A 24,212-nucleotide genomic window follows, 5' to 3' on the forward strand; every position below is an offset into this window, starting at 1 on the left:
GCGCCCGTCGGACGGGCGGGGCGCGCCCGAGCGCGCCGCGGCCGGAGCCGGGCGCACCACAGACAAGAGGGACTTTCAAGAGGCATCCATGGATCGACCCATCCTGCGCACGTTCATCGCCTACGTCGAAGACCGCCCCGGCGTGCTCAACCGCGTCGCGTCCCTCTTCCGGCGGCGCGCCTACAACATCGAGTCGCTGAGCGTCGGGCGCACCCACATCGCCGGGATCTCGCGCCTGACCCTGGTCCTCGAGGCGGACGAGGACGGGGCGCGGCGCCTGGAGGCGAACCTCTACAAGCTGGTCAACACCCTCTGGGTCCGGGACGTCACCCACACCGCCTCCGTCGCGCGCGACCTCGCGCTCATCAAGGTGAAGGCGGACGCGACGAGCCGGGCGCAGGTGCTCCAGCTCTGCGAGGTGTTCCGCGCGCGCACCGTCGATGTCGCCCCCGAGGCGCTGACCATCGAGATCACCGGGACCGGCGACAAGATCGAGGGCCTGCTCGATGTGCTCCGTCCGTTCGGGATCATCGAGATGGTGCGGACAGGGATGATCGTGATGACCCGCGGCGCCGAGGAGGCCGAGGCCAGGTTCGACTCGATCCCCGTGCGCACAGCCGAGAACGGCGCCTCCTGACGGTATGACGGCGGTGTAGCGACGGTGTAAAGAGCGCGCGCGACACGTGAAGGACGTGAAGGACGGGAGCCCGCGAGGTGCGGGTCCCGGTTGCAAGGAGAGAGAGATGGCTAAGATTTTTTACGATAACGACGCGGATCTTTCGCTCATCCAGAGCAAGAAGGTCGCGATCGTGGGCTATGGCTCCCAGGGGCACGCGCACGCGCTGAACCTGCGCGACAGCGGCGTCACGGTGATCGTCGCCCTGCCCGAGGGCAGCAAGAGCCGGCCCAAGGCGCAGGCCGCGGGGCTGCAGGTGGCCACGGTGTCCGAGGCCGCGAAGGCCGCCGACGTCATCATGATCCTCGCCCCCGACACGTCGCAGGCGCGCATCTACAACGAGCAGATCGCGCCGCACCTCGGCCCGGGCAAGACGCTCATGTTCGCGCACGGGTTCAACATCCGCTTCAACACGATCACGCCCCCCCCGTCGGTCGACGTGTCGATGATCGCCCCGAAGGGCCCCGGCCACCGGGTGCGCGAGACGTTCGAGGCCGGCGGCGGCGTCCCGGCCCTCCTCGCCGTCCACCAGGACGCGAGCGGCAAGGCGGAGGCCCAGGCGCTCGCCTACGCGAAGGGCATCGGCGCCACGCGCGCCGGGGTGCTCCTCACGACGTTCGCGGAGGAGACCGAGACCGACCTCTTCGGCGAGCAGGCGGTGCTCTGCGGCGGCGCGAGCGAGCTCGTGAAGGCCGGCTTCGAGACGCTCGTCAACGCCGGCTACCAGCCGGAGATCGCGTACTTCGAGTGTCTGCACGAGCTCAAGCTCATCGTCGACCTCATGTACCGCGGCGGCCTCAACTACATGCGGTACTCGATCAGCGACACCGCCGAGCACGGCGACTACGTGTCGGGCCCGCGGGTCATCACCGACAAGACGCGCGAGGAGATGAAGCGCATCCTCGCCGAGATCCAGAGCGGCGAGTTCGCGCGCAAGTGGATCGCGGAGAACGAGGCGGGCCGGCCGAAGTTCGAGGCGACGCGGGCGAAGGAGCGGGAGCAGCGGCTCGAGATCGTGGGCGCCAACCTGCGCAAGATGATGCCGTTCATCGATCCCGTCACCATCAAGCCCGGCGACTGAGCCTCTCCACTCGTGGGAGGCGGCGGAGAACACCATGCCTGAGATGATTGCGAATCAAGCGATGCCCCCGTCCGATTACGTCCGCATCTTCGACACGACGCTGCGCGACGGCGAGCAGTCGCCGGGCGCGACGATGACATCGTCGGAGAAGCTCGAGATCGCGCTCGCGCTGGCGAAGCTCGGCGTCGACGTCATCGAGACGGGCTTCCCCGCCGCTTCCCCCGACGATCTGCTCGCCGTCCAGACGATCGCCGAGCGCGTGGGCGCGGCCGCGGTCCCCGGCCGCCCCGCCGCGACCCCGCCGATCATCTGCGCCCTCGCCCGCGCCACCAAGGTCGACATCGACAAGGCGTGGGAGGGCGTCGCCCGGGCCGCGCACCCCCGGATCCACACCTTCCTCGCCACGAGCGACATCCACCTCAAGCACAAGCTCCGGATGACCCGGGCGGAGGTGCTCGACCGCGTGCGGGCCATGGTCGCGTACGCGCGCGACCTGTGCGCCGATGTGGAGTTCAGCCCCGAGGACGCCGGCCGGAGCGAGCCGGAGTTCCTCTACCAGGTGCTCGAGGCCGCGATCGCCGCCGGGGCCACCACGCTCAACATCCCGGACACCGTCGGCTACACCATCCCGAGCGAGTTCGGCGCGCTCATCGCCGGGATCCGCCAGAACGTGCCGGGGATCGACCGCGCCATCGTCTCGGTCCACTGCCACAACGACCTCGGGCTCGCGACGGCCAACGCGCTGGAGGGCATCCGCGCGGGCGCGCGCCAGGCCGAGGTGACCATCAACGGCATCGGCGAGCGCGCCGGCAACACCGCGCTCGAGGAGATCGTCATGGCGCTCGCCACGCGCCGGGCCGTCTTCGGGCTGCGCACCGGGATCGACACGACCCAGATCGCCACCGTGAGCCGCCTCGTCAGCGCGGCCACGGGCTTCAACGTCCAGCCGAACAAGGCGATCGTCGGCGCCAACGCCTTCGCGCACGAGTCCGGCATCCACCAGGACGGGATGCTGAAGCACCAGGAGACGTACGAGATCATGCGGCCGGAGATGGTCGGGGTGACGCAGACCCGGCTCGTCCTCGGCAAGCACTCGGGCAGGCACGCGCTCCGCAACCGGCTGGAGGAGCTCGGCTACCACCTCGACGAGGCCCAGCTCGCGGCCGCGTTCGCCAGCTTCAAGGCGCTCGCCGACAAGAAGAAGCACGTCACCGATCCCGACATCGAGGCGATCGTCTCGACCACGCGGGCGCAGGCCGACGATCTCTACACGCTCGACGCGCTCCAGGTCGCCTGCGGGACCACGGGCATGCCCACCGCCACCGTCCGCCTCCGCGGGCCGGACGGGGCGTTGCACGTCCGCGCCGCGATCGGCACCGGGCCGGTGGACGCCGCTTACCGGGCGATCGACGAGATCGTCCGCGTGCCGAGCAGCCTCCTCGAGTTCTCGGTGCACGCGGTGACCGAGGGCATCGACGCGCTCGGCGAGGTGAGCGTCCGCGTCCGGGCGGACGCGACGTCGAGCAAGCGGCACCCGCAGCACGACGCCGCGGCGCGGGTCTTCCACGGCCACGGCGCTGACACCGACATCCTGGTGGCCAGCGCGAAGGCGTACCTCACCGCCCTGAACCGGCTCCTCGCGACCTACGGCGTCGAGCCCAAGGACGACGCGGCGGCGTCAGAGAGCAACCAGAGCGGCCACGGCGCCGCCGTCGATACCGCGAGGTAGGGCCGTGCGCCGAGCGCAGGAGGCCCCCCAGGGGGGCGACGAGCTCGGCGACCCGATCTCGCTGCACCAAGGAAGTCGAACCTTATGAATCCGCCTCATAACGGCGCGGAGCAGGGCGCCCGCCCCTCGGACCGCGTCGACGTCTACGACACAACGCTACGGGACGGCACCCAGCGCGAGGGCATCTCGCTCGCGTGCGAGGACAAGCTGCACATCGCGCGCCACCTCGACGCGTTCGGCCTGACCTTCATCGAGGGCGGGTGGCCTGGCTCGAACCCGAAGGACGCGCAGTTCTTCGAGCGGGCGAAGGACATCGAGTGGAAGCACGCGAAGATCGCCGCGTTCGGCTCGACGCGACGGGCCTCGCTGGCCCCGGAGGACGACCCCGGGCTGCGCGCGCTCCTCGCCGCCGGGACGAGCGTCTGCACGATCTTCGGCAAGAGCTCGGTCCAGCACGTGACGGCGGTGCTGCGCACGACGCTCGACGAGAACCTCCGGATGATCGAGGAGACCATCGCCTTCCTGCGCGCGAACGGCCGCCGCGTGATCTACGACGCCGAGCACTTCTTCGACGGGTTCGCGCTCGACCGGTCGTACGCGACCGAGACGCTGCGCGCCGCCGTGCGCGGCGGGGCGGAGGTGGTCACGCTCTGCGACACGAACGGCGGCTCGATGCCCTGGCAGATCGAGGCGGTGGTGGCCGAGATGAAGGCGGCGCTGGGCCACCCGCTCGGCATCCACGCCCACAACGACGGCGAGTGCGCGGTCGCCAACTCGATCGCCGCCGTGCGCGGGGGCGCCCGCCACGTCCAGGGCACCATCAACGGCTACGGCGAGCGCTGCGGGAACGCGAACCTCTGCGCGATCATCCCGAACCTGGAGCTGAAGCTCGACCTCCGGGCGCTCCCGGACGGGGCGCTCAGCGGGCTCACCGAGCTCTCGCACTACGTCGCCGACGTGGCGAACCTCTCCCCCGACGATCACATGGCCTACGTCGGGCGGAGCGCCTTCGCGCACAAGGGCGGCGTGCACGTCGCGGCGATGCGGCGCGAGCCTGCGTCCTACCAGCACATCGATCCCGCGCTCGTCGGCAACGCGATGCGGACCGTGGTCAGCGAGCTGTCGGGCCGCGGCAACCTCCTCAGCAAGGCCGAGGAGTTCGGGCTCGAGGTGCCGACGGGCGCCGAGGTCGAGGTGCTGGAGCAGATCAAGGAGCGTGAGGCGCGAGGCTCGTCGTTCGAGGCGGCCGAGGCGTCCGTCGCGCTGCTGCTCCGCCGGAGCTCGCCGGGCTACAAGCCGCCGTTCCGGCTGCTCGACTTCAAGGTCATCGCGGGCCAGCGCGAGGGCGTCGGCACCTTCGCCGAGGCGATGATCAAGATCGCGGTCGACGACGAGGTGGTGATCACGGCGGCCGAGGGGTCCGGCCCCGTCAACGCGCTCGACGGCGCGCTCCGCAAGGCGCTCGCGCCCGTGTTCCCGGCCGTGCGTGACATCCAGCTCGTCGACTACAAGGTCCGTATCCTCGACGGGCGCGACGGCACCTCGGCGACGACGCGCGTGCTCATCAACAGCCGCGACGCGCATCGCCAGTGGAGCACCGTCGGCGCGTCGACGAACATCATCGATGCGTCCTGGCATGCGCTCGCGGACGGGATCGAGTATGGGCTCACGCTCGCAGCGAGAGAGCCCCAGCAGTACACATCCACGTTGCCTGCCAGCGAGGTCGCATGAAGGCCAATATCGTTCTTTTGCCCGGCGACGGCATCGGCGTCGAAGTGGTCGCCGAAACCCGCGCCACCCTCGACGCTGTCGCCGCCCAGTTCGGCCACAGCTTCAGCTACTCGGAGCACCTCATCGGCGGTTGCGCCATCGACGCGACCGGCACGGCGCTGACGCAGGAGACGCTCGACGCGTGCCGCGCGGCGGATGCCGTCCTGCTCGGCGCCGTCGGCGGCCCCAAGTGGGACAACCCGAGCGCGAGCGTCCGCCCCGAGCAGGGGCTGCTCGCGCTGCGCCAGGGGCTCGGCCTGTACGCCAACCTGCGGCCGATCCGCCTGTTCCCGGAGCTCATCCAGGCCTCTCCCCTCAAGGCGGAGCGGCTCGCGGACGTCGACATCCTGGTCGTCCGTGAGCTGACGGGCGGGCTCTACTTCGGCAAGCCGCGCCTCCGCGAGGAGGTGAACGGGCGCCGGCGCGCGGTCGACACGCTCGAGTACACGGACGAGGAGATCCAGCGCGTCGTCGAGCTCGCGTTCCGCCTCGCGTCGTCGCGCAGGCGCCTCGTCACGTCCGTCGACAAGGCGAACGTCCTCGAGTCGTCGCGGCTCTGGCGCACGGTGGCGACCGAGGTCGCCGCCCGCCACCCGGAGATCCGCATCGAGCACCAGCTCGTCGACTCGTGCGCGATGCGGCTCATCACCTCGGCCGCGGCGTTCGACGTCATCGTCACCGAGAACATGTTCGGCGACATCCTGACCGACGAGGCCGCCGTGCTCGCCGGCTCGCTGGGGCTCTGCCCGAGCGCGTCGCTGGGCGATGGGACGCGCGGGGTCTACGAGCCGATCCATGGCTCGGCGCCCGACATCGCCGGCAAGGGGCTCGCCAACCCGATCGGGACGATCCTGAGCGCCGCGATGCTGCTCCGGCACTCGCTGCGGCTCGACAAGGAGGCGGCCGTGCTCGAGCGCGCGGTGGCGCAGGCCATCGCCGGCGGCGCACGGACGGCGGACCTCGGCGGCAAGCTGTCGACCCAGGGGATGGGCGAGGCGGTCCGCGCGAAGCTCGCGGGCTGAGCGCTCCCTCCAGGCGGCCTCGGGCGAGCCCCTCACCGGGGCTCGCCGCGCGCAATCGACGTCACGATCGCGCTCTTCTCGCCCCCTTCCCTGCACAACCATCGACGCGTCGACACAAGGCCCCTTCGCGGGCCGCTCCTACGCGTTGCTCCCAGGCTATCCAGTCCACCGCTTTCCTCGCGCGAATCCATCGCGCTTCGCCCCCGGCCATCGACCCGGACGGGACAGCATGTGTCGCGGACGGGTCCGATGGTGGCCCTGACGAACTCCTGTGTGAACCGCGGGAGCATGTGCTCCGGAGACGCAGTCGCGCGGATCTCCTCCAGCACCCTTCACGCTGGAGATCCTGGCGAACGACACGGTCGCGCGAGCCTTCATGGAGCATCCTTCGCCGCGCGACGGTCGCTCGCGGCCGACGCCTGGGTGCTCCGCGCCATCCGGTTCATCTCCGTTGATCGAGCTGTTTGCATTCCAGGACGCCGATCACGTTGATCGAGCGAGAGACGAGCCGCCAACGCGCCGAGAACAAAACACAATCTTGGCGTCCTTGACGCGCTTGGCGGCTCAAATTCCTGCTCTTTTCTGGGGTTTCAACCCGTTTGTCGCTCTAGGCACCACGGCCGAAGCCTCATAAGGACAGGCCTTCCCGCGCCCGGTCCTCGCCAGCATCGCAGTCCAGCGCCCTGGATCTGCGGAGAGCGCGCGCAGCCGCTGGAGCACGTGGGAGGCCGGCGAGCGCCGCGCAGCCGCGGCTTGCGCTCTCCCGGGCGGCCGCGGCTCGCTCCCTCCCGGAAGGAGCGCGTGACGCTTCCCTCGCGGCGCGCACGGCCTCGCAGAAAGCGTCCATGGTGTCTCATGTGTCCTTTCTGCGGCAATCGACATCACCTCCCGAACACCACACATGATCGTGCGGCGGGGGATCTCAGGTCCCCGCGTGTCAGAGCTCGTCGCCATGACGGGCGATGACTCCATTCGACATGGATTGATGTTCACAGGAGAACGGGAACATGAGCCAATTGACGAAGTTCGCATCGCTCATCGCCCTCTCGACGGCCCTCTCCGCGGCCGGTTGCATGGCCGAGGCGACGACGTCGGACGCGCCCACCGACGATGTGATGAGTGAGACCGACGAGGCGAAGCAGGCGTTCCAGGCCGAAGAGGCGGACTCCGCTGATCAGGAGTCGAGCGCGAATCCGGCGATGGACGAGAGAGCCACGGACCCCAGCGCAGCAAGCGCAAGCGCGCCGGCCCCCGGCGCGCCCGATGTCGGCGCCGCGGACCCCAGCTCGGCGATCCCGACTGGCGAGGAGGGCGTCGGCGAGAAGCCCGATGCGGCGCGCTGGTGGGGCGGCGGCTGGGGCTTCCGGCCCTGGGGCTGGGGCGGCGGCTGGGGCTTCCGGCCCTGGGGCTGGGGCGGCGGCTGGGGCTTCCGGCCCTGGGGCTGGGGCGGCGGCTGGGGCTTCCGGCCCTGGGGCGGCTGGGGCGGCGGCTGCGGCTGGGGCGGCTGGGGCGGCGGCTGCGGCTGGTAGGACGCCGCGCCAGCACGGTTCGCTCGAGAAGGCCCTGCTGACGCCCGCTCCGCGCCCTGGGTGCGGCGCCGCCGCGGCTCGGTCCTCGCCACGGCAGGACGCCGGCAAGGGGTCATGAGCGGACGATGAAGCGACGGGCCCGCTGACGGTCGAGGCTCCCTCACGCGGCCGCGGAGGGGCCTCGACCGCCACCGCGGTGCCCCCGGATCGCCCGCACGGGTCTGCGAGCGGTCCCTGGGTACCCGGGCTCAGGCGTCGGCCTCGACGAGGCTCGGGACGCGGCTTACGAGGAAGCGAATCCTCATGTAACACCGCCGCGTGACCCCCATGCAGGTGAGACAGGAGGCCGCGCGGCGCGGCGCGACGGTGCGCTGGCTCTATCGAGCGGAGGCCGTCCGCGTCGAGCCCCCGCGCGCCGCGGTGGGGCGCTCGGGCGGCGCTTCCGGGCGGCCGAGCTTCTCCGCGCGCTCGGTCACCCAGAAGCGCTCCGCGTCGGCCGCGGTCCAGGCGGACTCGTCGAGCAGCGGGAGGAGCGCATCGAACAGCGCCCGCGCGCTCTGGAAACGGTGGCGCGGGTCCTTGGCGAGGCACCGCAGGACGAGGCGGTCGACCGCGCGAGGGACGGTCTGGCCGCGCCGCACCGACGGCGCGAAAGGCGCCTTCGTCATGTGGGCGACGAAGAGCTGCCCCGACGACGAGCCCTCGAACGGCAGCTCCCCGGTGAGCAGGAAGTAGAGCGTGCCCCCGAGCGAGTAGATGTCGCTGCGCGCATCCGCCCGATCGCCACGACACACCTCCGGTGCCATGTAGGCGGGCGTCCCGCAGAGCATGCCGCTGTTCGTGAGCTCGGCGTCGCGACCGCCCTCGACCATCCGCGCGACGCCGAAGTCGAGCAGCTTGAGGAAGTCGTGATCGTCGCCAACGCGGGTGACGAAGAGGTTCTGCGGCTTGATGTCCCGGTGGATGATCCCGGCCTCGTGCGCCTCGATGAGCGAGCGGCAGGCCTGCAGGGCGAAGCGCAGGGCGCGCGCCACGGGCATGGGGCCGTAGCTGCGCACGATCGCGGCGAGATCGGCCCCGCGCAGGTGCTCCATGGCGATGTAGTAGATGCCGTCGTCGCTCGCTCCGAAGTCGAAGATCCGGATGGTGTGCGGATCGCTGAGCTTGCTCGCCGCGTGCGCCTCTTGCTCGAAGCGCTTCGGCACCGCCGGGTCCGGCGCGTCCCGCGTCCGGAGGAGCTTGAGGGCGACGTCGCGGTGGAGCGTCTCGTCCCACGCGAGCCAGACCTCGCTCATCCCCCCTTTGCCGATCGGCGCCTCGAGCCGGTACCGGCCCAGCTTGCGCGCCTGATAGACCTGCTGCTGCGCGGCCCACACGACGTGGCTCGACAGCGCCCCGATCACCCCCGAGGCAGGGACGAAGATGTAATGGCTCGCGGCCGTGAGCAGCGTCGTCGGATCGAGCCACGCCGCCTGGATGGACGGGGAGAAGATCGCGGCGATGCCCATCGTCGCCGGGAAGGCGAGGAACATCGGCGCGGAGGCGAGGAGGGCCTTGCTGAACGGCGCGGGCACGAGCGCCGTGCGGAGCAGCACGACGATGGAGAGCCCGTGCATGTACGCGCTCGTCAGGCCGCCGAAATCGAGCGCCATCAGCGAGATGAAGATCGCGGCGGTGAGGAACGCGGCCTCGTACCCGAGGAGCACGACGCGCCCCGAGAGCGTCGGGCGCCCCGAGAGCCGGTACACGGCGAGGGAGAGCGCCTGCTCGACGACGCGCAGGACGATGCAGCGCCACACCGGCGCCGCGGGGTACAGCACGGTCGCCATGAACACGTCGACAAGCGTGAACGCCGGCCATATCCAGAGCGCGACGCGGAAAGCGCGGCGGACCGCGCGACGGACGCTCTCCGCGTCGTGGACGCCCGGAGCGCTGCGCCGCGTGCCGAGCGGGCGAGTCTCGCGCTCTCTGAGCGTGCGCGCCGCGGCCGAGCGCTCAGCGCGGAGAGCCTCTCGGAGCAGCGCACGCTTCATGGCAATCTCGAGGGTCGCCAGAGCCACGCCGAACGTCAAGCGAGCGTTGTTGGCTTCTCGTGCGGCAGGTTTCCTCGGCCACGATGCCGGGCTGCGCTGCCCGCCGTCTCCCACCCCGGATGTCGTACCAACATGACCGTTCGCCACCCCACATGCCGTGTTCGTCCGCCGTGCACACATATGCCCGTGAGGTCATGAATCCTGTCAGCGCCTCGGGGGAGCGGCGTGGCGGGACGCCGAGGCGCGGCGAGGTGACCGGGGCGGCAGGGGGCTCGGGTCTCGCTCGTCGCCTTGGCCGCGGCGCCGGTCAGGCGCCGGTCAGGCGCCAGGCGCCGCTCGCGCCTCGGCGCCGCGGGCTCGAGCTCAGCGGGCCCTCACGCCTCGGGCCGCGGCGGTCGCCCTGGTCAACCGGCCGGATCCATGCTTGAAAGCTCGCCACTGTGCCGCTCTCGCCCGAAAGCTTTCGCCGGCTGTTCGCAAGCCGCCCCGTCGTCCTCGCGCCCATGGAGGACGTGACGGACGCCGTGTTCCGCCGCATCGGCCGGGAGCTCGGCGCCGAGCTGTGCGTGACGGAGTTCGTCAACGTCGAGGGGCTGCTGCGCGGGTGCAAGACCGCGCGGCGCAAGCTCGCCCTGGCCGACGGCGATCAGCCGACGGCGATCCAGATCTACGGCGCCAACCCGGAGCGCCTCGCCGAGGCCGCGTGCGTCGCCGAGCAGGCCGGACCGGCGTTCCTGGACATCAACTGCGGCTGCTGGGTGCCGAAGATCGCCGGACGAGGCGCGGGCGCGGGCTGGCTCCGCGATCCGGAGGCGATGGTGGCGATGGCCCGGCTCGTGACGCGCTCGGTCGCGCTCCCGGTCACCGTGAAGACGCGCATCGGCTGGGGGCCGGAGTCCCATATGCCGATCGTCGACCTCGCGCGCCGCCTCGAGGACGCCGGCGTCGCCGCGCTCACGATCCACTGCCGCACGGCCCAGATGGGGCACAGCGGCGCGGCCGACTGGGGCTGGGCCGCCCGGGCGCGCGAGGCCGTGTCCATCCCTGTCGTGGTGAACGGCGACATCAAGACCGCTGACGACGCGGCCCGCGCCCTCCGCGAGACGGGCTGCGCCGGCGTGATGGTCGGCCGCGCCGCCATCGACCACCCCTGGATCTTCCGCGAGGCCCGGGCCCTCCTCGACGATGGCGTGCACCTCCCGCCGCCGACGGCCGAGGAGCGGCTCGCCCTGTGCCGCGCGCACCTCATCGCGAACACCGAGGCGCGCGGCGAGCCGCACGGCGTGCGCGTGACCCGGCGCCACCTGACCGGCTATCTCCGCGGCCTCCCCGGCGCGTCGGCCCTCCGGCGCGAGCTGCTCTTCTGCGACAGCCTGTCGGGGTGCCTCGACATCCTCGACAGCGCCGCGCAGCGGCTCGCGGCCTGAGGCGCGGCAGCCTGAGGCGCGGCAGGCCGGCGGCGGCGCCGCCTACATGCCCACGGGCGTCGCGTCGTCGACCGGAGCGGGCTCGCCGTTCTGCGGCTCGGCGCCCGGCGGCGCGCCCATGGGATCGTGCGGCAGGCTCCCGCGGTGCGAGCGGAGCAGCACGTGAGGCGTCGCCAGGAGAAAGTTGGAGACGCGGGACGTGTAGATGTCCGCCGAGCGCTCGATCTGCCGGGCCAGGTGGCTCTTGTCGTTGCCCGTGCGGAGGAGCAGCCCCCACCTCGGGTTCAACGTCTCGGCCGACGCCTTCGCGAGCGGCGCGATCCGCGCGTCGAGCGCCGCCAGGCTCGCCTTGAGCTCGTTCATCTTCGCCTGGATCTCGCCCTCCGTCGCCCCGGCGACCGGCCCGTAGCCGGCGCGCATCCGCTGGAGCTCCAGGCGCAGCCTGGCATAGACGCGCTCCGCGTCCTCCTTCTCCCGCATCCAGAGATCGAGGCGCGCCTCGGCCCCGCGCGCCTCCTCGATCGCGAGGATCTCGTCCTCGAGCTCCCGGATGATGAGCGCCGTCCGCCACCGCAAGGCGCTCTTCGACACATGCACATCCCCATAGATGTGATCGCCGATGTAGAGGATCTCGTCGCCGGACAGCCCCAGGTGGTGCTCGACGAGCCCCGCGTTGCCGCCCAGGTAGTGCCCGCCCACGCGCAACCGGCCGGCCGGACGCAGGAGGCCGTCCTCCGTGACCACCTCGAAGAGCGGGCTGCGGCTCGAGAAGAACTCCGGCTTCCGCGCGGAGACGATGACCACGTCGAACAGATCACGCCACGTCATGCCGCCCGGCAGGAAGCGGTCGAACGCGTAGCTCATCATCGCGCGCGTGTAGACCCACTCCGAGTTCGTGATCAGGACGAGCTTCTTGCCCGCCTCCCGCTGGTCGAGCAGCGTGAGCGGGATCTCCGGATCGAGCGGCACGAACCGGTCCGGATCCCCGATGATCTCGGCCTTCAGCTGCCCCTCCATGTGCGTCGCGTCGAGGCGATCCTTCACGCGGCGATAGAGGTCGCTGTAGCCGAGCACCTCGGGCAGCCGGCGCTGATCGAGCAGATCGACCAGCTTCGCGTACATGCACCCCTCCGACAGAGAGAAGAGCGTGTTCAGGAAGACGTAGCGCCCGTCCGCGAGGTCGACGATCGTCCGCGCGTAGGTCGCGCGCTGGGTCTCGAAGTCGATCGGCTTCGTCCCATGGAAGGCCCGCTTCACGTAGCCGAACCGATTCACCTTGAGCAGGTTGCCGAGCTCGGTGTCCAGGATGAGCCCTCGGATCACGAGGTCCGGCTCGAACGTCAGGTCCCCGACCGGCCAGCCCTCGCTCTCCAGAAGATGCCGGAGGTGCTCATAGGCCCGACGCTCCCACGCCTCCACCCGGTAGTGGATCAGCGTGTAATCCATGTCGTATCCGATCGCCTTGATCGAACGGAGATTCAGCGTCCGGTTGCAGAAAATCCCCCGCTGTTTGGGCGGCGGGGCGGCGAGGCAATCCAGCTTGTCCATGGTGATCGCCCGGAGAGCGGTCGTGAGGCATACCAGGGACCCACGGCGTTGCCCACCCGGACAATCACCGTCACCCCGCCGTCAGGAGGGCGTGTTCGGCGTGTCGACGTCGTCGCGATCGTCGTGGACGCGCACGCGCGGCCTCAGCGGCGCCTGAGCCGGCTCTTCGCGCTCTGCCGCCGATCGACGCTCGTCGCGGGCCGAGCGGACCGCCCGTTCGTCGGCGCTCGGCGGGAGTCGCCGCGGTCGTCCGCCTCCCACCCGTCGTCGTCCTCGTCCTCGTCGTCCTCGTCGTCGAACAGGTCGTCGTCGTCCTCGTCGTCGTCGTCCTCGTCGCGCGCCTCGGCCCGGCGCACCTCGAGCCCGAGCATCGTGAGCGCCTGCTCGAGCGTCAGCGCCGTCTTCACGGCCTCGAGCTCGACCCCCATGGCCTGGAGCGTCATCGCTATCTCGGGGCTCAGCCCGGACAGGATGGTCGGTGTGCCCATGAGCCGCGCGGCGGAGGCCAGGTTCGAGAGCACCGCGCACAGGTGGCTATCCATGATCCAGACGGCCGTGAGATCGATGACCAGCCCCTTCGCGCCGCTCTCGTGGATGGCCCGAAGCACCTCGGTGTTCAGCTGCTCCGCGAGGTCATCGGTCACGTCCCCCTGGATGGGCACCAGGATCCGGTCCCACAGGTTGATGATGGGAAGGCGCTTGAGCTCCATGGTCATCCTAAGGTTCGATGTCGGCGATCAAGACCGTTGAGTCATCGTGCGAGCGCCGGTGTCGGCTCATGAGGGCGCGGCAGGCATCCGCGGCCTTCATTCCACGAAACAGCGATAGATCGAAGCGAGGGGAGACCCCGTCGGTGAACACGACGAGCCGGTCGCCCCGCGCGAGCTGCGCATCGAAGATCCGGACCTTGCTGAGCGATGCGCCGAGGATGCCCGGGCTCTGGAGCCACTGCACGCGCGTGCCGTGCGACATCAGCTCGACGTTGCCGATGCCGCAGCCCTGGAGCCGCCCCTCCCGGAAGCGACAGATCATGCCGGCGGCGCCGCGGGTGCCGCGGAGCCGCACGTGGAGGCGATCGACGAGGGCGCGGACGTCCTCGCCGCTCGGCGCGTCGGCGAGCACCTTGAGCGCGACGTTCGCCGCGGCCGCCGCGTGCTCCCCGTGGCCGAGGGCGTCGATGACCGCGAAGACGACGCCGTCTTCCCCTGCCCGCACGAACGCGGCGTCGCCGCTCACGAGCTCTCCGTCCTTGGGGAGGATCGAGTACTCCACGGAGAGCTTCACAGGTGGACCTCGATCTCCACCCGCGTGCCCTTCGGCCCCGAGTCGATATGAAAGCGATCGGCCAGCCGCTTGACCCCGATGATGCCGCGCCCCATACCGGTCTTGCTCTTGTAGCGCCCGGCGAGGATCTCCTGCAGGTTCTGGATGCCTGCGCCCTCGTCCACGGCGACGATGAGGAAGCGGACCGGGCTGTCGCGCTGCACCGCGAGCTCGATCGTCCCGCCAGGGGTATAATGGACGATGTTTCGCGCGAGCTCGCTGACGATGGTCGCGACCTTGTGCGACGTGAAGCTCTTTGCGCCGGCCGCATCGCAAACGGCCTTCGCGCTCAAGCGCGCCTCGCTGATGTCGGCCTCCACGTGGATGGCCATGACCTTCGAGCGCCGCGAAGGTCGATCGCCGCCAATCGCCGAAATTTCCGACCTGAGCCGACCGAGCCGCATCGGATCCACATAGAGGCGGGCTCGGCGCTCGATGCTCGGAAGGATGTCGGGGAGGTCGTCGAGCGAGAACGCCTCGGGCTGGATCTCCGCCTCCCGCATGGCCCGGAGCAGGACTCCCTCTGCGTTCATCGCCGAGAGATAGCCGAGCAGGACGTTGAGAATCTGTTCGTGCGCGGGAGTCATCCGGAAAGCGCCTGGACCGGCAGGGTACCGGGGCCCCGGGTCCGCGTCGAGTCCGCGGCGATGGCATCGCCGGGTTCGCCAGCCGTGAGGCCGAAACCGCCGAGTTCCTGAAGGGCAGCGCCAGCAGGGCCCGCTCGGTCCATCGCCCGCATCACGCAGGGCGTCGCCCGGCCCGTGCCCGCTCTGACCGGACGGACGGCGGCCGGCGCCAACCAATGCTCGGCCGGCTCCAAGCAACGCTCATGCCTGGCTGACCGGCCCACCGAGGTCGCTCAGGCCGGGTAGTACGAGGCCTGGCCTTGACGCAGCTCCTCGGTGATCTTGTTCTCCGCAAGGAGCTTCTTGAGCGGCTCCTGGAGCTCCGCCGCAGGGGTCCCCATCGCCAACGCAAGGTCGTCGATCCCTTGCCCAGGCTCGATCTCCACATGAGCGAGCAGCGCCTCGGCGATCTCGTCCCCGGAGCTCCCGGACGACAGGCTCGCGGGGTTTACCAGGCTCGCCGGAGCGGGCTGTTCGGCGGCTTTCAGGGGGGCCGCGACGGCGGGCGCCGGGGCGCGCGCGGCGCGCGACTTCGGCGCAGCGACGGCCGGACGCGCGCCACCTCCGCGCGTCCGCGGCGCGGCGGCCTTCTTGCGCGGCGCAGCGCGCTTCGGCTTCTTGGGCGACGGGGCGCTGCGGGGGGGAGGCGCGGCCGGGCGGCTCGGCGCCGGAGCGCGCTCGCCCTTCCGGACCGGCTTGGCGGGAGTCGCGGCCGGCCCGGTCGATAGCCCAGCGCTGATGTCGACTTGCAGGTACCGCGCGGCGGTCCGGAGAACGTCCTTACGGACCAGCGCTCTCATGCCCTCCAGGAACTCGGCCACGGAAGCACGAATCTCATTCTCGATCTCGACATCGGATATCACGCAGCCGCCGTCTCATGAATCCCTCGGAATGTCAACGTCTTCCACGCACAGTGGCCCGCGCAGGCCGGAGAAACCAGGTGTTCCTGCGCCGGTCGGCGCTCGCGACCGGGCGCCGGATCCCTGGCTGGGGCCGCGCGCGTCCGGTGTGAATTTGCCGTTTTATCAAATGAAATGCTGGCAAGATCTGAAACGCATCGAGAGATCATGTCGGGACCCTCCGTCCGCGCGCATGGGCCTCGCGCTCGGGTAGAGGTCGACTCGCCGCTCACGGCCGCGCCAGGGTGGCGGCCCTGTGGGTGTGCTCAAGCAGCCTTGACGGCGCGGAGCGACGCGCGGCGCAACGGGCGGAGCTGCGACGCCGCAAAGGCCGCGCCGAGGGCGAGCCCGCGGAGCGTCAGCCGCATGCGGAGGACGTCGAGATACCCCTCGCGGTGCAGGGCGGTGATCGCCCGGCGAACGTCGGTCCGACGCACCTGAAGGGCCGTGGTCAAGGTGTCGAGGGTCACCGTCTTGCCCTCGCTCTGGAGGGCAACCAGCGTCCGGAGAAGATACGGAGCGAGGTCCTTGTTGGTCATGGCGCACACCGTAGCCACCGCCTGAACGGCCGTACAGTTTGTGGCGACGTTTTTCTCCGAGTCGCCTGCGGGGAGCGCTGGAGACGCCCCGAAGGCGGCCGTCGTCTATGGTAGGTCCTCCCCGTGCGCGCCGACGCCTCACCTCCTCAAGCCGTGATCCTCGCCGGCGGACTCGGCACCCGGATGCACCCCCGGACGGAGCGCACTCCGAAATTCCTGCTGCCCGTGGCCGGGCGGCCGTTCGGGGCGTGGCTCCTCGAGCGGCTCGCCGCAGCGGGCTTTGGTGAGGTGGTCGTCTGCGTGGGTCACCTCGGCGACGCCGTTCGACGGGCGATGGGCGACCGGTTCGCGGGCCTGCCTCTCCATTATGCCGACGACGGCCCCGATCTCCTGGGCACGGCCGGCGCGCTGCGCCGCGCGCTGCCCCAGCTGGCTCCTGTGTTCCTCATGACCTACGGCGACTCCTACCTCCCCTTCGACTACCTGGCCCCGCTCCGGGACCTCTGCGCACACCCCGGCGCGCTCGGCACGATGGCCGTGTACCGGAACGAGGGTCGGTTCGATGCGTCGAACGCCGCGGTCTCGGGCGACCTGGTGGTGCGTTACGAGAAGCGGCGCGCGGGCGCGCCGCCCGATCCTGCGCTCGACCACATCGATTATGGCGCGACCGCGCTCCGCCGCGAGGTCGTCGAGGCGCTGCCAGCCGGCGCGCCGCTCGGCTTCGAGGTGGTGCAGCGCGACCTCGCGGCGCGCGGCCTCCTCCGGGCCTTCGCGGTCGCGGCGCGCTTCCACGAGATCGGCTCGGAGCAGGGCCTCCGCGATCTCGAGGCCGCCCTCACGACCGCGGCCGCGACGGAGGAGCAGGGATGATCGTCTCTCGCGCCCCGGTCCGCTTCTCCCTCGGCGGCGGCGGGACCGATCTGCCCGCGTACTCCGGCCGCTTCGGCGGCTACCTCGTGTCGGCCGCCATCGACAAGTACATCTACGTGACGGCCAACAAGCGCTTCCACCGGGACATCCGCCTCGCGTACTCCAAGACCGAGATCGTCCCCTCGGTCGACGCGATCGAGCACCCGATCTTCCGGGAAGCGCTCCGGATGCTGGGAATCGAGCACTCGATCGAGCTCACGAGCGTCGCGGATCTCCCGGCGAACTCGGGCCTCGGCTCGTCGAGCTCGTTCACGGTCGCCCTCCTCAACGCCCTGCACACGTACAAGCGCGACTTCGTGTCGTCCGAGCAGCTCGCTCGCGAGGCCTGCTCCATCGAGATCGAGCGCCTCGGAGAGCCGATCGGCAAGCAGGACCAGTACATCGCCGCTTACGGCAACGTCACGGCGTTCACGTTCTCTCCGGACGGCTCGGTGCACGTCGAGCCCGTCCCGGTCCGCGACGAGGTGCTGGACGAGCTCGAGAGCAACCTGCTCATCGTGTGGAGCGGCGTCGAGAGGCCCGCCAGGATCGTGCTCTCGGAGCAGGGCCGGCGGCTGCAAGACCTGGAGCCCGCGGTGGTCGAGCGGATGCACCGCATCAAGGAGATCGGCCGCGACGTGCACCGCATCCTCGTCACGGGCAGGCTCGACGATTACGGCGAGCTCCTCCACGCCCACTGGACCCAGAAGCGTAAGCTCGCGTCCAAGATGACCGACGAGGTCCTCGACGAGATCTACGAGATCGCGCGACGCGCGGGGGCGCTCGGCGGCAAGCTGATGGGGGCCGGCGGCGGAGGCTTCTTCATGTTCTACGTCCGGCCGGCGGAGCGGCGCCGGGTGCTGGAGGCGCTCGCCGCGAAGGGCCTGCGCGTCCTGCGCTTCCGCTTCGATCTCGACGGCGCGCGCATCGTCGCGAACCTGCACCGATCGTGAGCGGGCGCGCCGGCGCCCCCCTCCTGCTGGGCATTTCAGCGGGACTCTGGCTATAGATCGGCCATATGCCTCAGAGCACGCACGACTTCGTCGAAAAGTACCTCCGCGAGACGTCCGAGATCGCCCTCGCGACGAGCCCCGACGACATGGCTCGCGTCATCGAGATCCTCTTCGATGCGTACCGGAGCGATCGCACCATCTTCACGTGCGGCAACGGCGGCTCGGCGGCCAACGCGAGCCACCTCGCCTGCGACATCGCCAAGTTCACGTGGGTCGACGGCAAGCGGCGCTTCAAGTGCACCTCGCTCTGCGACAACGCGGCGCTCCTCAGCGCCCTCACCAACGACGTCGGCTTCAACCGGATCTTCCTGGAGCAGCTCGACGGCCGCATGGTCGCGGGCGACGTGCTCGTGTGCCTGAGCGTGCACGGCGGCTCGGGCGCCGATCGCGCCGGCCCATGGTCGCAGAACCTCGTCGCCGCCGCGGATTTCGCGAAGAAGACGGGCGCCAAGGTGGTCGCGCTCGTCGGCTACGACGGCGGCGCCCTGCGCCAGATGGCCGACGCCAGCGTGATCGTGCCGAGGACGCGGGCGGGCTACACGTCGACGCCGCACGTGGAGGGCTTCCATGAGGTCTACCACCACCTCATCTGCGAGCGTCTCCTCCAGCTCGTGGCCGAGAGCTGAGCGCCGCGTGGCGAGGCGCGGGATCCTGCTCGACCGCGACGGCACGCTCATCGACGTGGTGCGCGATCACGAGCTCGGCGTCGTCGTGACGGCGTTTCATCCGGATCAGATCCGCCTCCTCCCCGGCGCGATCGAGGGCCTGCGGCGCCTCGCGGGCGCGGGGTTCCTGCTGGCGATCGCGACCAACCAGCCGGGCGCGGCGAAGGGCCAGGTCCCGTGGGGGGCGATCGAGCGCACGAACCGCGCGCTCGTCGATCGGCTCCGCGAGGCCGGCGTCGCGATCGCGGCGCTCGCGGTGTGCCCGCACCACCCCGAGGGCGGGCCGGGCGGCGATCCGGCGCTCATCGGCCCGTGCGACTGCAGGAAGCCGCAGCCGGGCATGCTGACGGCGCTCGCGCGCGACCTCGATCTCGACGTCGCGGCGAGCTGGATGATCGGCGACGCGCCCAGCGACGTGGCGGCCGCGCGCGCGGCGGGCATGCGGGCGGGCCTCGTCATGGATGGACGCCGCTGCGAGCTGTGCCCGCTCCGCGGCGAGGCCGATCTCCCCTGCCCCGATCGCGCGGCGCCGCGCCTCGATCTCCTCGCCGCCGAGATCCTCGCCGAGCTGCGCGGCTAGCGGACTCTGGCGCGCCGCGCCGCGCCGCGCCGCGCCGCCCGATGGCCCGCGCGCGGCGTGCTACCGTCCCGCCGTGACGCCTCCTCCGGATCACGACGGCGGCGCGCTCGACGATCGGGGCGCCCGCGACGACACCCCGGCCACCGCGGCCGAGCTCGACGTCCGCCTCTCGGCGGCCCGCTACATCTCCGATCCGGCGACCTCGCTCGCGCTCTGGCTCGCCCTCCGGATGGAGCGGCCGCTGCTGCTCGAGGGGCCGGCCGGCGTCGGCAAGACCGATCTCGCCCGCGCCGCAGCCGAGGCGCTCGGCCGAGGGCTCATCCGGCTCCAGTGCTACGAGGGCCTCGACGAGGCGAAGGCGCTCTACGAGTGGGACTACGCGAAGCAGATGCTCTACACGCAGCTGCTGCGCGACGCCGTCGCGAAGGAGATCGCCGGCGCGACGAGCCTCGCCGGAGCCGCGCGCGCGATCGCGGGGAGCGAGGCGTCGTTCTTCAGCGAGCATTTCCTGATCGCGCGCCCGCTCCTCGCGGCGCTGCGGAGCGCCGCGCCGGTCGTCCTGCTCATCGACGAGGTCGATCGCGCGGACCCTGAGTTCGAGGCGTTCTTGCTCGAGGTGCTCTCCGACATGCAGGTCACGATCCCCGAGCTCGGCACGATCCGCGCCGCGCACCCGCCGCTCGTCCTGCTGACGACGAACGCGACGCGCGAGATGACCGAGGCGCTGCGCCGCCGGTGCCTGCACGCGTTCCTGGACTACCCGCCGCCGTCGCGCGAGATCGCCATCCTGAAGGTCGCCCTCCCGGGGATCGAGCCCCGCCTCGCGGCGCAGATCGTGGCGTTCGTCGGCGCCCTGCGGGCCATGGATCTGCGGAAATCGCCCGCGATCAGCGAGACGCTCGACTGGGCCCGCGCGCTGCTCCTGCTCGGCAAGCGCGCGGTGACGCCGGAGCTCGCGCGCGACACGCTCGGCGTCCTGCTCAAGCACCAGAGCGACCGCGGCGAAGCGGAGGCGAAGCTCGGCACCCTCGTGCGGGCCGCCGAGCACGCGGGGGCGGGCGAGCCGGCTACCTGAGCTCGGCCACCTTCTCGCCGAACAGCTTCTCGAGCCGCCCGAGCATGGCGTCGTTCGGCTCGACGCGGAGATCGCGCCCCAGCGCCAGCACCGCCTCTGCCCCGTCGTCGAGCTGGATCACGAGCTGCACCGGGCACACCCCGGGGCTCGCCCGCAGGAGCGCCCCGAGCCGATCGATGTGCTCGCGCCTGGCGCTGCGCGACTTCAGCGTGATCGCCACGCTCCGGGTCTGCGCGAGGATGGCGTCGGCGAGCGGCTGCACCTCGTCGAGCAGCAGGGTCGGCTCGCGCGGCGCGGCCTCGGCCTCCTCGGCCCCCTCCTCCACCATCGGGAAGCTGATCTTCCCCGAGATCAGGACCGGCTCCCCCCGGTTCAAGAGATCCGCATAGCTCTCGATCTGCTTCTCGCGCACCTTGACCTCGACCCGGCCCGTCGTGTCCTCGAGCACGAAGAACGCGATCTTGCCGCCGCCCCCCTTGAAGATGCGCTCTCGGTAGCCCTCGACCATCCCGCCGACGCGCACCCTGGCCCAGGCATCCATGCCGGCCAGCGCGCTCACCGCGGTCACGTCGAAGCGGTTCAGATCCACGCCGTACCGATCGAGCGGGTGCCCCGAGACGTAGAACCCGAGCGACTGCTTCTCCCGCGAGAGCGTCTCGCGCAGATCCCAGTCCTCGACCATCGGGTAATCGTCCAGCCTCACCTCGCTCTTGGACGCCACCGCCGCGAACAGGCCGATCTGCGCGCTGTTCCGCTCCTTGCTCGCGGAGCGCGAGCGCTCGAGCGCCCTGTCGATGCCGGCGAACGCCCGCGCCCGCGAGATGCCCCGCGCGAGGAGGCTCGCGTCGAACGCGCCGCACTGCACGAGCGCCTCGAACACGCCCTTGTTGACCCGCCGCGGATCGACCCGCTCGGCGAAGTCGAACAGATCCGCGAACGCGCCGCCCGCGTCCCGCGCCTCGAGGATCGCCTCGAGCGCCGACTCGCCGATGCCGCGGATCGCGCCCATTCCGAAGCGGATCTTCGGATCGTACGGGTCCCTCACCCGCGAGCCTCCGCGCCGGGTGCCGGCCACGCGCTTGCCGTTCGTCGCCGGCTTTGCGCTGTAGACGACGGTGAAGTCGGTCTTGGACTCGTTGATCTCGGGCGGGAGGATCTCGACCCCCCACGCGCGCCCCTCCGCGATGATCCGCACGACCTTCTCGATCTTGTCGCGGTCGGCCGTCATCAGCGCGCAGAGGAACTCGACCGGGTAGTGCGCCTTGAGGTACGCCGTCTGGTAGGTCAGCAGCGCGTACGCGGCAGAGTGGCTCTTGTTGAAGCCGTAGCCCGCGAAGTACTCGAGGAGCCCGAAGATGCGCTCGGCGTCCTCGCCCTTCACCCCGTTCTTGAGCGAGCCGTCGACGAACGTCGCCTTCTGCTTCGCCATCTCCTCGGGCTTCTTCTTGCCCATGGCGCGCCGGAGCAGATCGGCGCCGCCGAGCGTGTAGCCCGCGAGCTTCTGCGCGATCTGCATGACCTGCTCCTGGTAGACGATGACGCCGTACGTCGGCTGGAGGAGCTCGTCGACGAACGGGTGCATCTTCTCGATCGGCTTGCGGCCGTGCTTGCAGTCGACGAAGTCCTTCACCATGCCGGTGCCGAGCGGCCCGGGCCGGTAGAGCGCCACGGCGGCGACGATGTCCTCGAAGGCGTCCGGCTTGAGGTCCTTGAAGAGCTGCTGCATGCCGCTCGACTCGAGCTGGAACACCCCGGTGGTCTCGCCCGACTGGAGGAGCGCGTAGGTGGCGGTGTCGTCGAGCGGCACCGCGTTCACGTCGAAGCGCTCGCCCTCCTTGCCCGCGAGGTCGGGCCGCGCGTTCACGAGCCGCACCGCGATGTCGATGACGGTGAGCGTCTTCAGCCCGAGGAAGTCGAACTTCACGAGCCCGGCCAGCTCGGCGTCGTCCTTGTAGTACTGTGTGACGAGCTGGTCGCCGTTCTTGAAACAGGGGACGTGGTCCCAGAGCGGCCCCTCGCTGATCACGACGCCGGCGGCGTGCATGCCCGCGTGCCGCGTCAGCCCCTCGAGCTTCTGCGCCTGCTTCAGGAGCTCCGCGACCGTGGGGTCGCTCTCCTTGAGGGCCTTGAGCTTCGGCTCGATCTCGAGCGCCTCGGGGATCGTGTACATGATCCCCGGGCTCTTCTGCGGGATGAGGCTCGCGATCTTCTGCGCCTCGTTCGCGGGGAACGCCATCGCCCGCGCGACGTCCTTGATCACGCTCCGCGCCTTGAGCTCGTGGAACGTCGCGATCTGCCCGACGGAGGGCTTGTCGGCCTCCTTGCTGTACTTCTTGGTGACGTAGGAGATGACCTCGTCGCGCCGGTCCATGCAGAAATCGACGTCGAAGTCGGGCATGCTCACGCGCTCCGGGTTCAGGAAGCGCTCGAACAGCAGGTTGTACGGGAGCGGATCGAGATCGGTGATCTCCATGGCATAGGCGACGAGCGAGCCCGCGCCCGATCCGCGGCCCGGCCCGACCGGGATGCCGTGGTCCTTGGCGTACTTGATGAAGTCCCAGACGATGAGGAAGTAGCCCGGGAAGTCCATCTGGACGATGACGTCGAGCTCGATGTCGAGCCGCGCGCGGTAGGTCGCCTCGTCCACTCTCCTGCCCGTCTGCGCGATCTGGGCGAGCCGCTTCGTGAGGCCGTCGTGCGCCACGTGCCGGAAGTACGACGCCGAGTCCGAGAACCCGCTCGGCAGCGGGAACGTCGGGAGCATCGGCTTGCCGAGCTTGAGCTTCAGCGCCGAGCACCGCTCGGCGATCTCGAGCGTCGACCGCAACGCCTGCGGGTGGTCGCGGAACAGGTGCATCATCTCGTCGGCGGGCTTGAGGAACATCTCGAAGCTGCCGTGGTGCGCGGCGCTCGCCTCCGCGAACGTGCGGTTGGCCGCGATGCACGACAGGTAGAGCTGCCCCTCGCCGTCCTCGCGCGCGCCGAAGTGCGCGTCGTTGGTCGCGACGAGCGGAAGCCCCAGATCGCCCGCCGCCCGCGCCAGGATGCCGTTGAGCACCGACTGCTCGACCATCCCGTGGTCCTGCAGCTCGACGTAGAGGCTCCCCGGCTGGAAGCAGTCCCTCAGCCGGCTGAGCGCCTCGCGCCCCTCCCCCTCGCCCTGCTCGAGGATCCGCTGGGCGACCACGCCGCCCATGCAGCCGGTCAAGCCGATGAGCCCCGCGCTGTACTGCGCCACCGTGTCGAGCCGCACGCTCGGCGCGAGCCCGCTCGCAGGATCGACGTGCCCCTTGGAGACGATGCGGACGAGGTTCTTGTAGCCCTCCTCGGACGCGGCGAGCAGCACGAGGTGATCGACGGGCGTCTCGTCCACGCCCGAGCGCGACACCTGCCCCGCGGCCGCGCCCCAGCCGCGGGCGACGTTGACCTCGCAGCCGATGATCGCGCCGATGCCCTGCTCCTTGCAGGCCTTGTAGTGCTGAATCGCCCCGAACATGTTTCCGTGGTCGGTCAGGGCGACGGCGCGCATTCCCAGCGATTTGGCGCGCGCGGCCAGGTCCTTGACGCGCAGCGAGCCGTCGAGGAGCGAGTACTGCGAATGCACGTGGAGGTGGATGAACTCAGCGGTCACAGCAGGCTTCCGGAGGGCTTCTCATCGTGGTTGTAGTCTGGAAAGATCGGTAACCGTGGAGAGGGCGCGGCGAGCGAGATCGGGAGGCGTCGGGACAATCCACCAGCGCTCGCCGGCGGGCTCACATATAGCGCATT

Annotated in this window: 20 protein-coding genes; 12 read left to right on the forward strand and 8 right to left on the reverse strand. The window is 70.7% G+C overall.

Translation table 11 applies throughout. The annotated features are described in order from the left end of the window. Positions 1 to 88: 88 nt before the first annotated feature. From ilvN to WMF27_RS18685, 6 genes are all read left to right on the forward strand, one after another. Positions 89 to 637: an acetolactate synthase small subunit gene (gene ilvN, locus WMF27_RS18660; RefSeq protein ID WP_437300770.1), complete on the forward strand. Its 549-nt coding sequence runs from the start codon at positions 89 to 91 to the stop codon at positions 635 to 637. A 106-nt stretch (positions 638 to 743) separates the two neighbouring features. After that, complete coding sequence (ilvC, locus tag WMF27_RS18665; protein ID WP_012236362.1) at positions 744 to 1,757, forward strand: ketol-acid reductoisomerase; 1,014 nt, start codon at positions 744 to 746, stop codon at positions 1,755 to 1,757. Positions 1,758 to 1,791: 34 nt separating this feature from the next. Further along, positions 1,792 to 3,486 carry a 2-isopropylmalate synthase gene (locus WMF27_RS18670; protein WP_437767527.1) on the forward strand — a complete coding sequence of 565 codons (1,695 nt, stop codon included), beginning with the start codon at positions 1,792 to 1,794 and terminating at the stop codon, positions 3,484 to 3,486. Between the two features lie 84 nt (positions 3,487 to 3,570). After that, a complete protein-coding gene (cimA, locus tag WMF27_RS18675) occupies positions 3,571 to 5,217 on the forward strand; it encodes a citramalate synthase (protein WP_437767526.1) in 1,647 nt (548 codons plus the stop codon). Beyond that, positions 5,214 to 6,278: a 3-isopropylmalate dehydrogenase gene (gene leuB, locus WMF27_RS18680; RefSeq protein WP_437300774.1), complete on the forward strand. Its 1,065-nt coding sequence runs from the start codon at positions 5,214 to 5,216 to the stop codon at positions 6,276 to 6,278. Before cimA ends, leuB begins: the two co-directional genes overlap by 4 nt. 1,007 nt (positions 6,279 to 7,285) lie before the next feature. Beyond that, positions 7,286 to 7,807: a hypothetical protein gene (locus WMF27_RS18685; RefSeq protein WP_437767525.1), complete on the forward strand. Its 522-nt coding sequence runs from the start codon at positions 7,286 to 7,288 to the stop codon at positions 7,805 to 7,807. A 377-nt stretch (positions 7,808 to 8,184) separates the two neighbouring features. Here the strand turns inward: WMF27_RS18685 and WMF27_RS18690 are convergent, their stop codons facing one another. Beyond that, entirely contained in the window at positions 8,185 to 9,840 is a 1,656-nt protein-coding gene (locus tag WMF27_RS18690) for a serine/threonine-protein kinase (protein ID WP_437767524.1), read from the reverse strand. A gap of 440 nt (positions 9,841 to 10,280) precedes the next feature. Here WMF27_RS18690 and dusB point away from each other — a divergent pair, with 440 nt between their 5' ends. After that, a complete protein-coding gene (gene dusB / locus WMF27_RS18695; protein WP_437767523.1) occupies positions 10,281 to 11,267 on the forward strand; it encodes a tRNA dihydrouridine synthase DusB in 987 nt (328 codons plus the stop codon). A 42-nt stretch (positions 11,268 to 11,309) separates the two neighbouring features. Here dusB and WMF27_RS18700 read toward each other — a convergent pair whose 3' ends face one another. From WMF27_RS18700 to WMF27_RS18725, 6 genes are all read right to left on the reverse strand, one after another. Next, the gene (locus tag WMF27_RS18700; protein WP_437767522.1) at positions 11,310 to 12,815 is read right to left on the reverse strand and encodes an HAD-IG family 5'-nucleotidase; all 1,506 of its coding nucleotides are present in this window, start codon (positions 12,813 to 12,815) and stop codon (positions 11,310 to 11,312) included. Between the two features lie 143 nt (positions 12,816 to 12,958). Next, positions 12,959 to 13,525, reverse strand: coding sequence for an STAS domain-containing protein (locus tag WMF27_RS18705; protein ID WP_437767521.1), 567 nt, complete (start codon positions 13,523 to 13,525; stop codon positions 12,959 to 12,961). A gap of 7 nt (positions 13,526 to 13,532) precedes the next feature. Beyond that, positions 13,533 to 14,099: a SpoIIE family protein phosphatase gene (locus WMF27_RS18710; protein ID WP_437767520.1), complete on the reverse strand. Its 567-nt coding sequence runs from the start codon at positions 14,097 to 14,099 to the stop codon at positions 13,533 to 13,535. Next, a complete protein-coding gene (locus tag WMF27_RS18715; RefSeq protein ID WP_437767519.1) occupies positions 14,096 to 14,671 on the reverse strand; it encodes an ATP-binding protein in 576 nt (191 codons plus the stop codon). The genes WMF27_RS18710 and WMF27_RS18715 overlap by 4 nt, the downstream gene beginning before the upstream one ends. A 326-nt stretch (positions 14,672 to 14,997) precedes the next feature. After that, positions 14,998 to 15,585, reverse strand: coding sequence for a hypothetical protein (locus WMF27_RS18720; protein ID WP_437767518.1), 588 nt, complete (start codon positions 15,583 to 15,585; stop codon positions 14,998 to 15,000). A gap of 344 nt (positions 15,586 to 15,929) precedes the next feature. After that, a complete protein-coding gene (locus tag WMF27_RS18725) occupies positions 15,930 to 16,202 on the reverse strand; it encodes a hypothetical protein (protein WP_437767517.1) in 273 nt (90 codons plus the stop codon). A 123-nt stretch (positions 16,203 to 16,325) separates the two neighbouring features. Here WMF27_RS18725 and WMF27_RS18730 point away from each other — a divergent pair, with 123 nt between their 5' ends. The 5 genes from WMF27_RS18730 (at position 16,326) to WMF27_RS18750 (ending at position 20,444) form a co-directional block, all read left to right on the forward strand. Continuing rightward, positions 16,326 to 17,072: a nucleotidyltransferase family protein gene (locus WMF27_RS18730; protein WP_437767516.1), complete on the forward strand. Its 747-nt coding sequence runs from the start codon at positions 16,326 to 16,328 to the stop codon at positions 17,070 to 17,072. Further along, positions 17,069 to 18,064: a GHMP family kinase ATP-binding protein gene (locus WMF27_RS18735; RefSeq protein WP_437767515.1), complete on the forward strand. Its 996-nt coding sequence runs from the start codon at positions 17,069 to 17,071 to the stop codon at positions 18,062 to 18,064. Before WMF27_RS18730 ends, WMF27_RS18735 begins: the two co-directional genes overlap by 4 nt. Before the next feature lie 65 nt (positions 18,065 to 18,129). Continuing rightward, a complete protein-coding gene (locus tag WMF27_RS18740) occupies positions 18,130 to 18,750 on the forward strand; it encodes a D-sedoheptulose-7-phosphate isomerase (protein WP_437767514.1) in 621 nt (206 codons plus the stop codon). 7 nt (positions 18,751 to 18,757) lie between these two features. Beyond that, positions 18,758 to 19,369 carry a D-glycero-alpha-D-manno-heptose-1,7-bisphosphate 7-phosphatase gene (locus tag WMF27_RS18745; RefSeq protein ID WP_437767513.1) on the forward strand — a complete coding sequence of 204 codons (612 nt, stop codon included), beginning with the start codon at positions 18,758 to 18,760 and terminating at the stop codon, positions 19,367 to 19,369. Positions 19,370 to 19,442: 73 nt separating this feature from the next. Further along, positions 19,443 to 20,444 carry an AAA family ATPase gene (locus WMF27_RS18750; RefSeq protein WP_437767512.1) on the forward strand — a complete coding sequence of 334 codons (1,002 nt, stop codon included), beginning with the start codon at positions 19,443 to 19,445 and terminating at the stop codon, positions 20,442 to 20,444. Here WMF27_RS18750 and dnaE read toward each other — a convergent pair. Continuing rightward, positions 20,437 to 24,075 carry a DNA polymerase III subunit alpha gene (gene dnaE, locus WMF27_RS18755; RefSeq protein ID WP_437767511.1) on the reverse strand — a complete coding sequence of 1,213 codons (3,639 nt, stop codon included), beginning with the start codon at positions 24,073 to 24,075 and terminating at the stop codon, positions 20,437 to 20,439. The genes WMF27_RS18750 and dnaE overlap by 8 nt on opposite strands. Between the last annotated feature and the right edge of the window lie 137 nt (positions 24,076 to 24,212).

Source organism: Sorangium sp. So ce281 (assembly GCF_051527395.1).
GTDB classification, from domain to species: Bacteria; Myxococcota_A; Polyangia; order Polyangiales; family Polyangiaceae; genus Sorangium; species Sorangium cellulosum_B.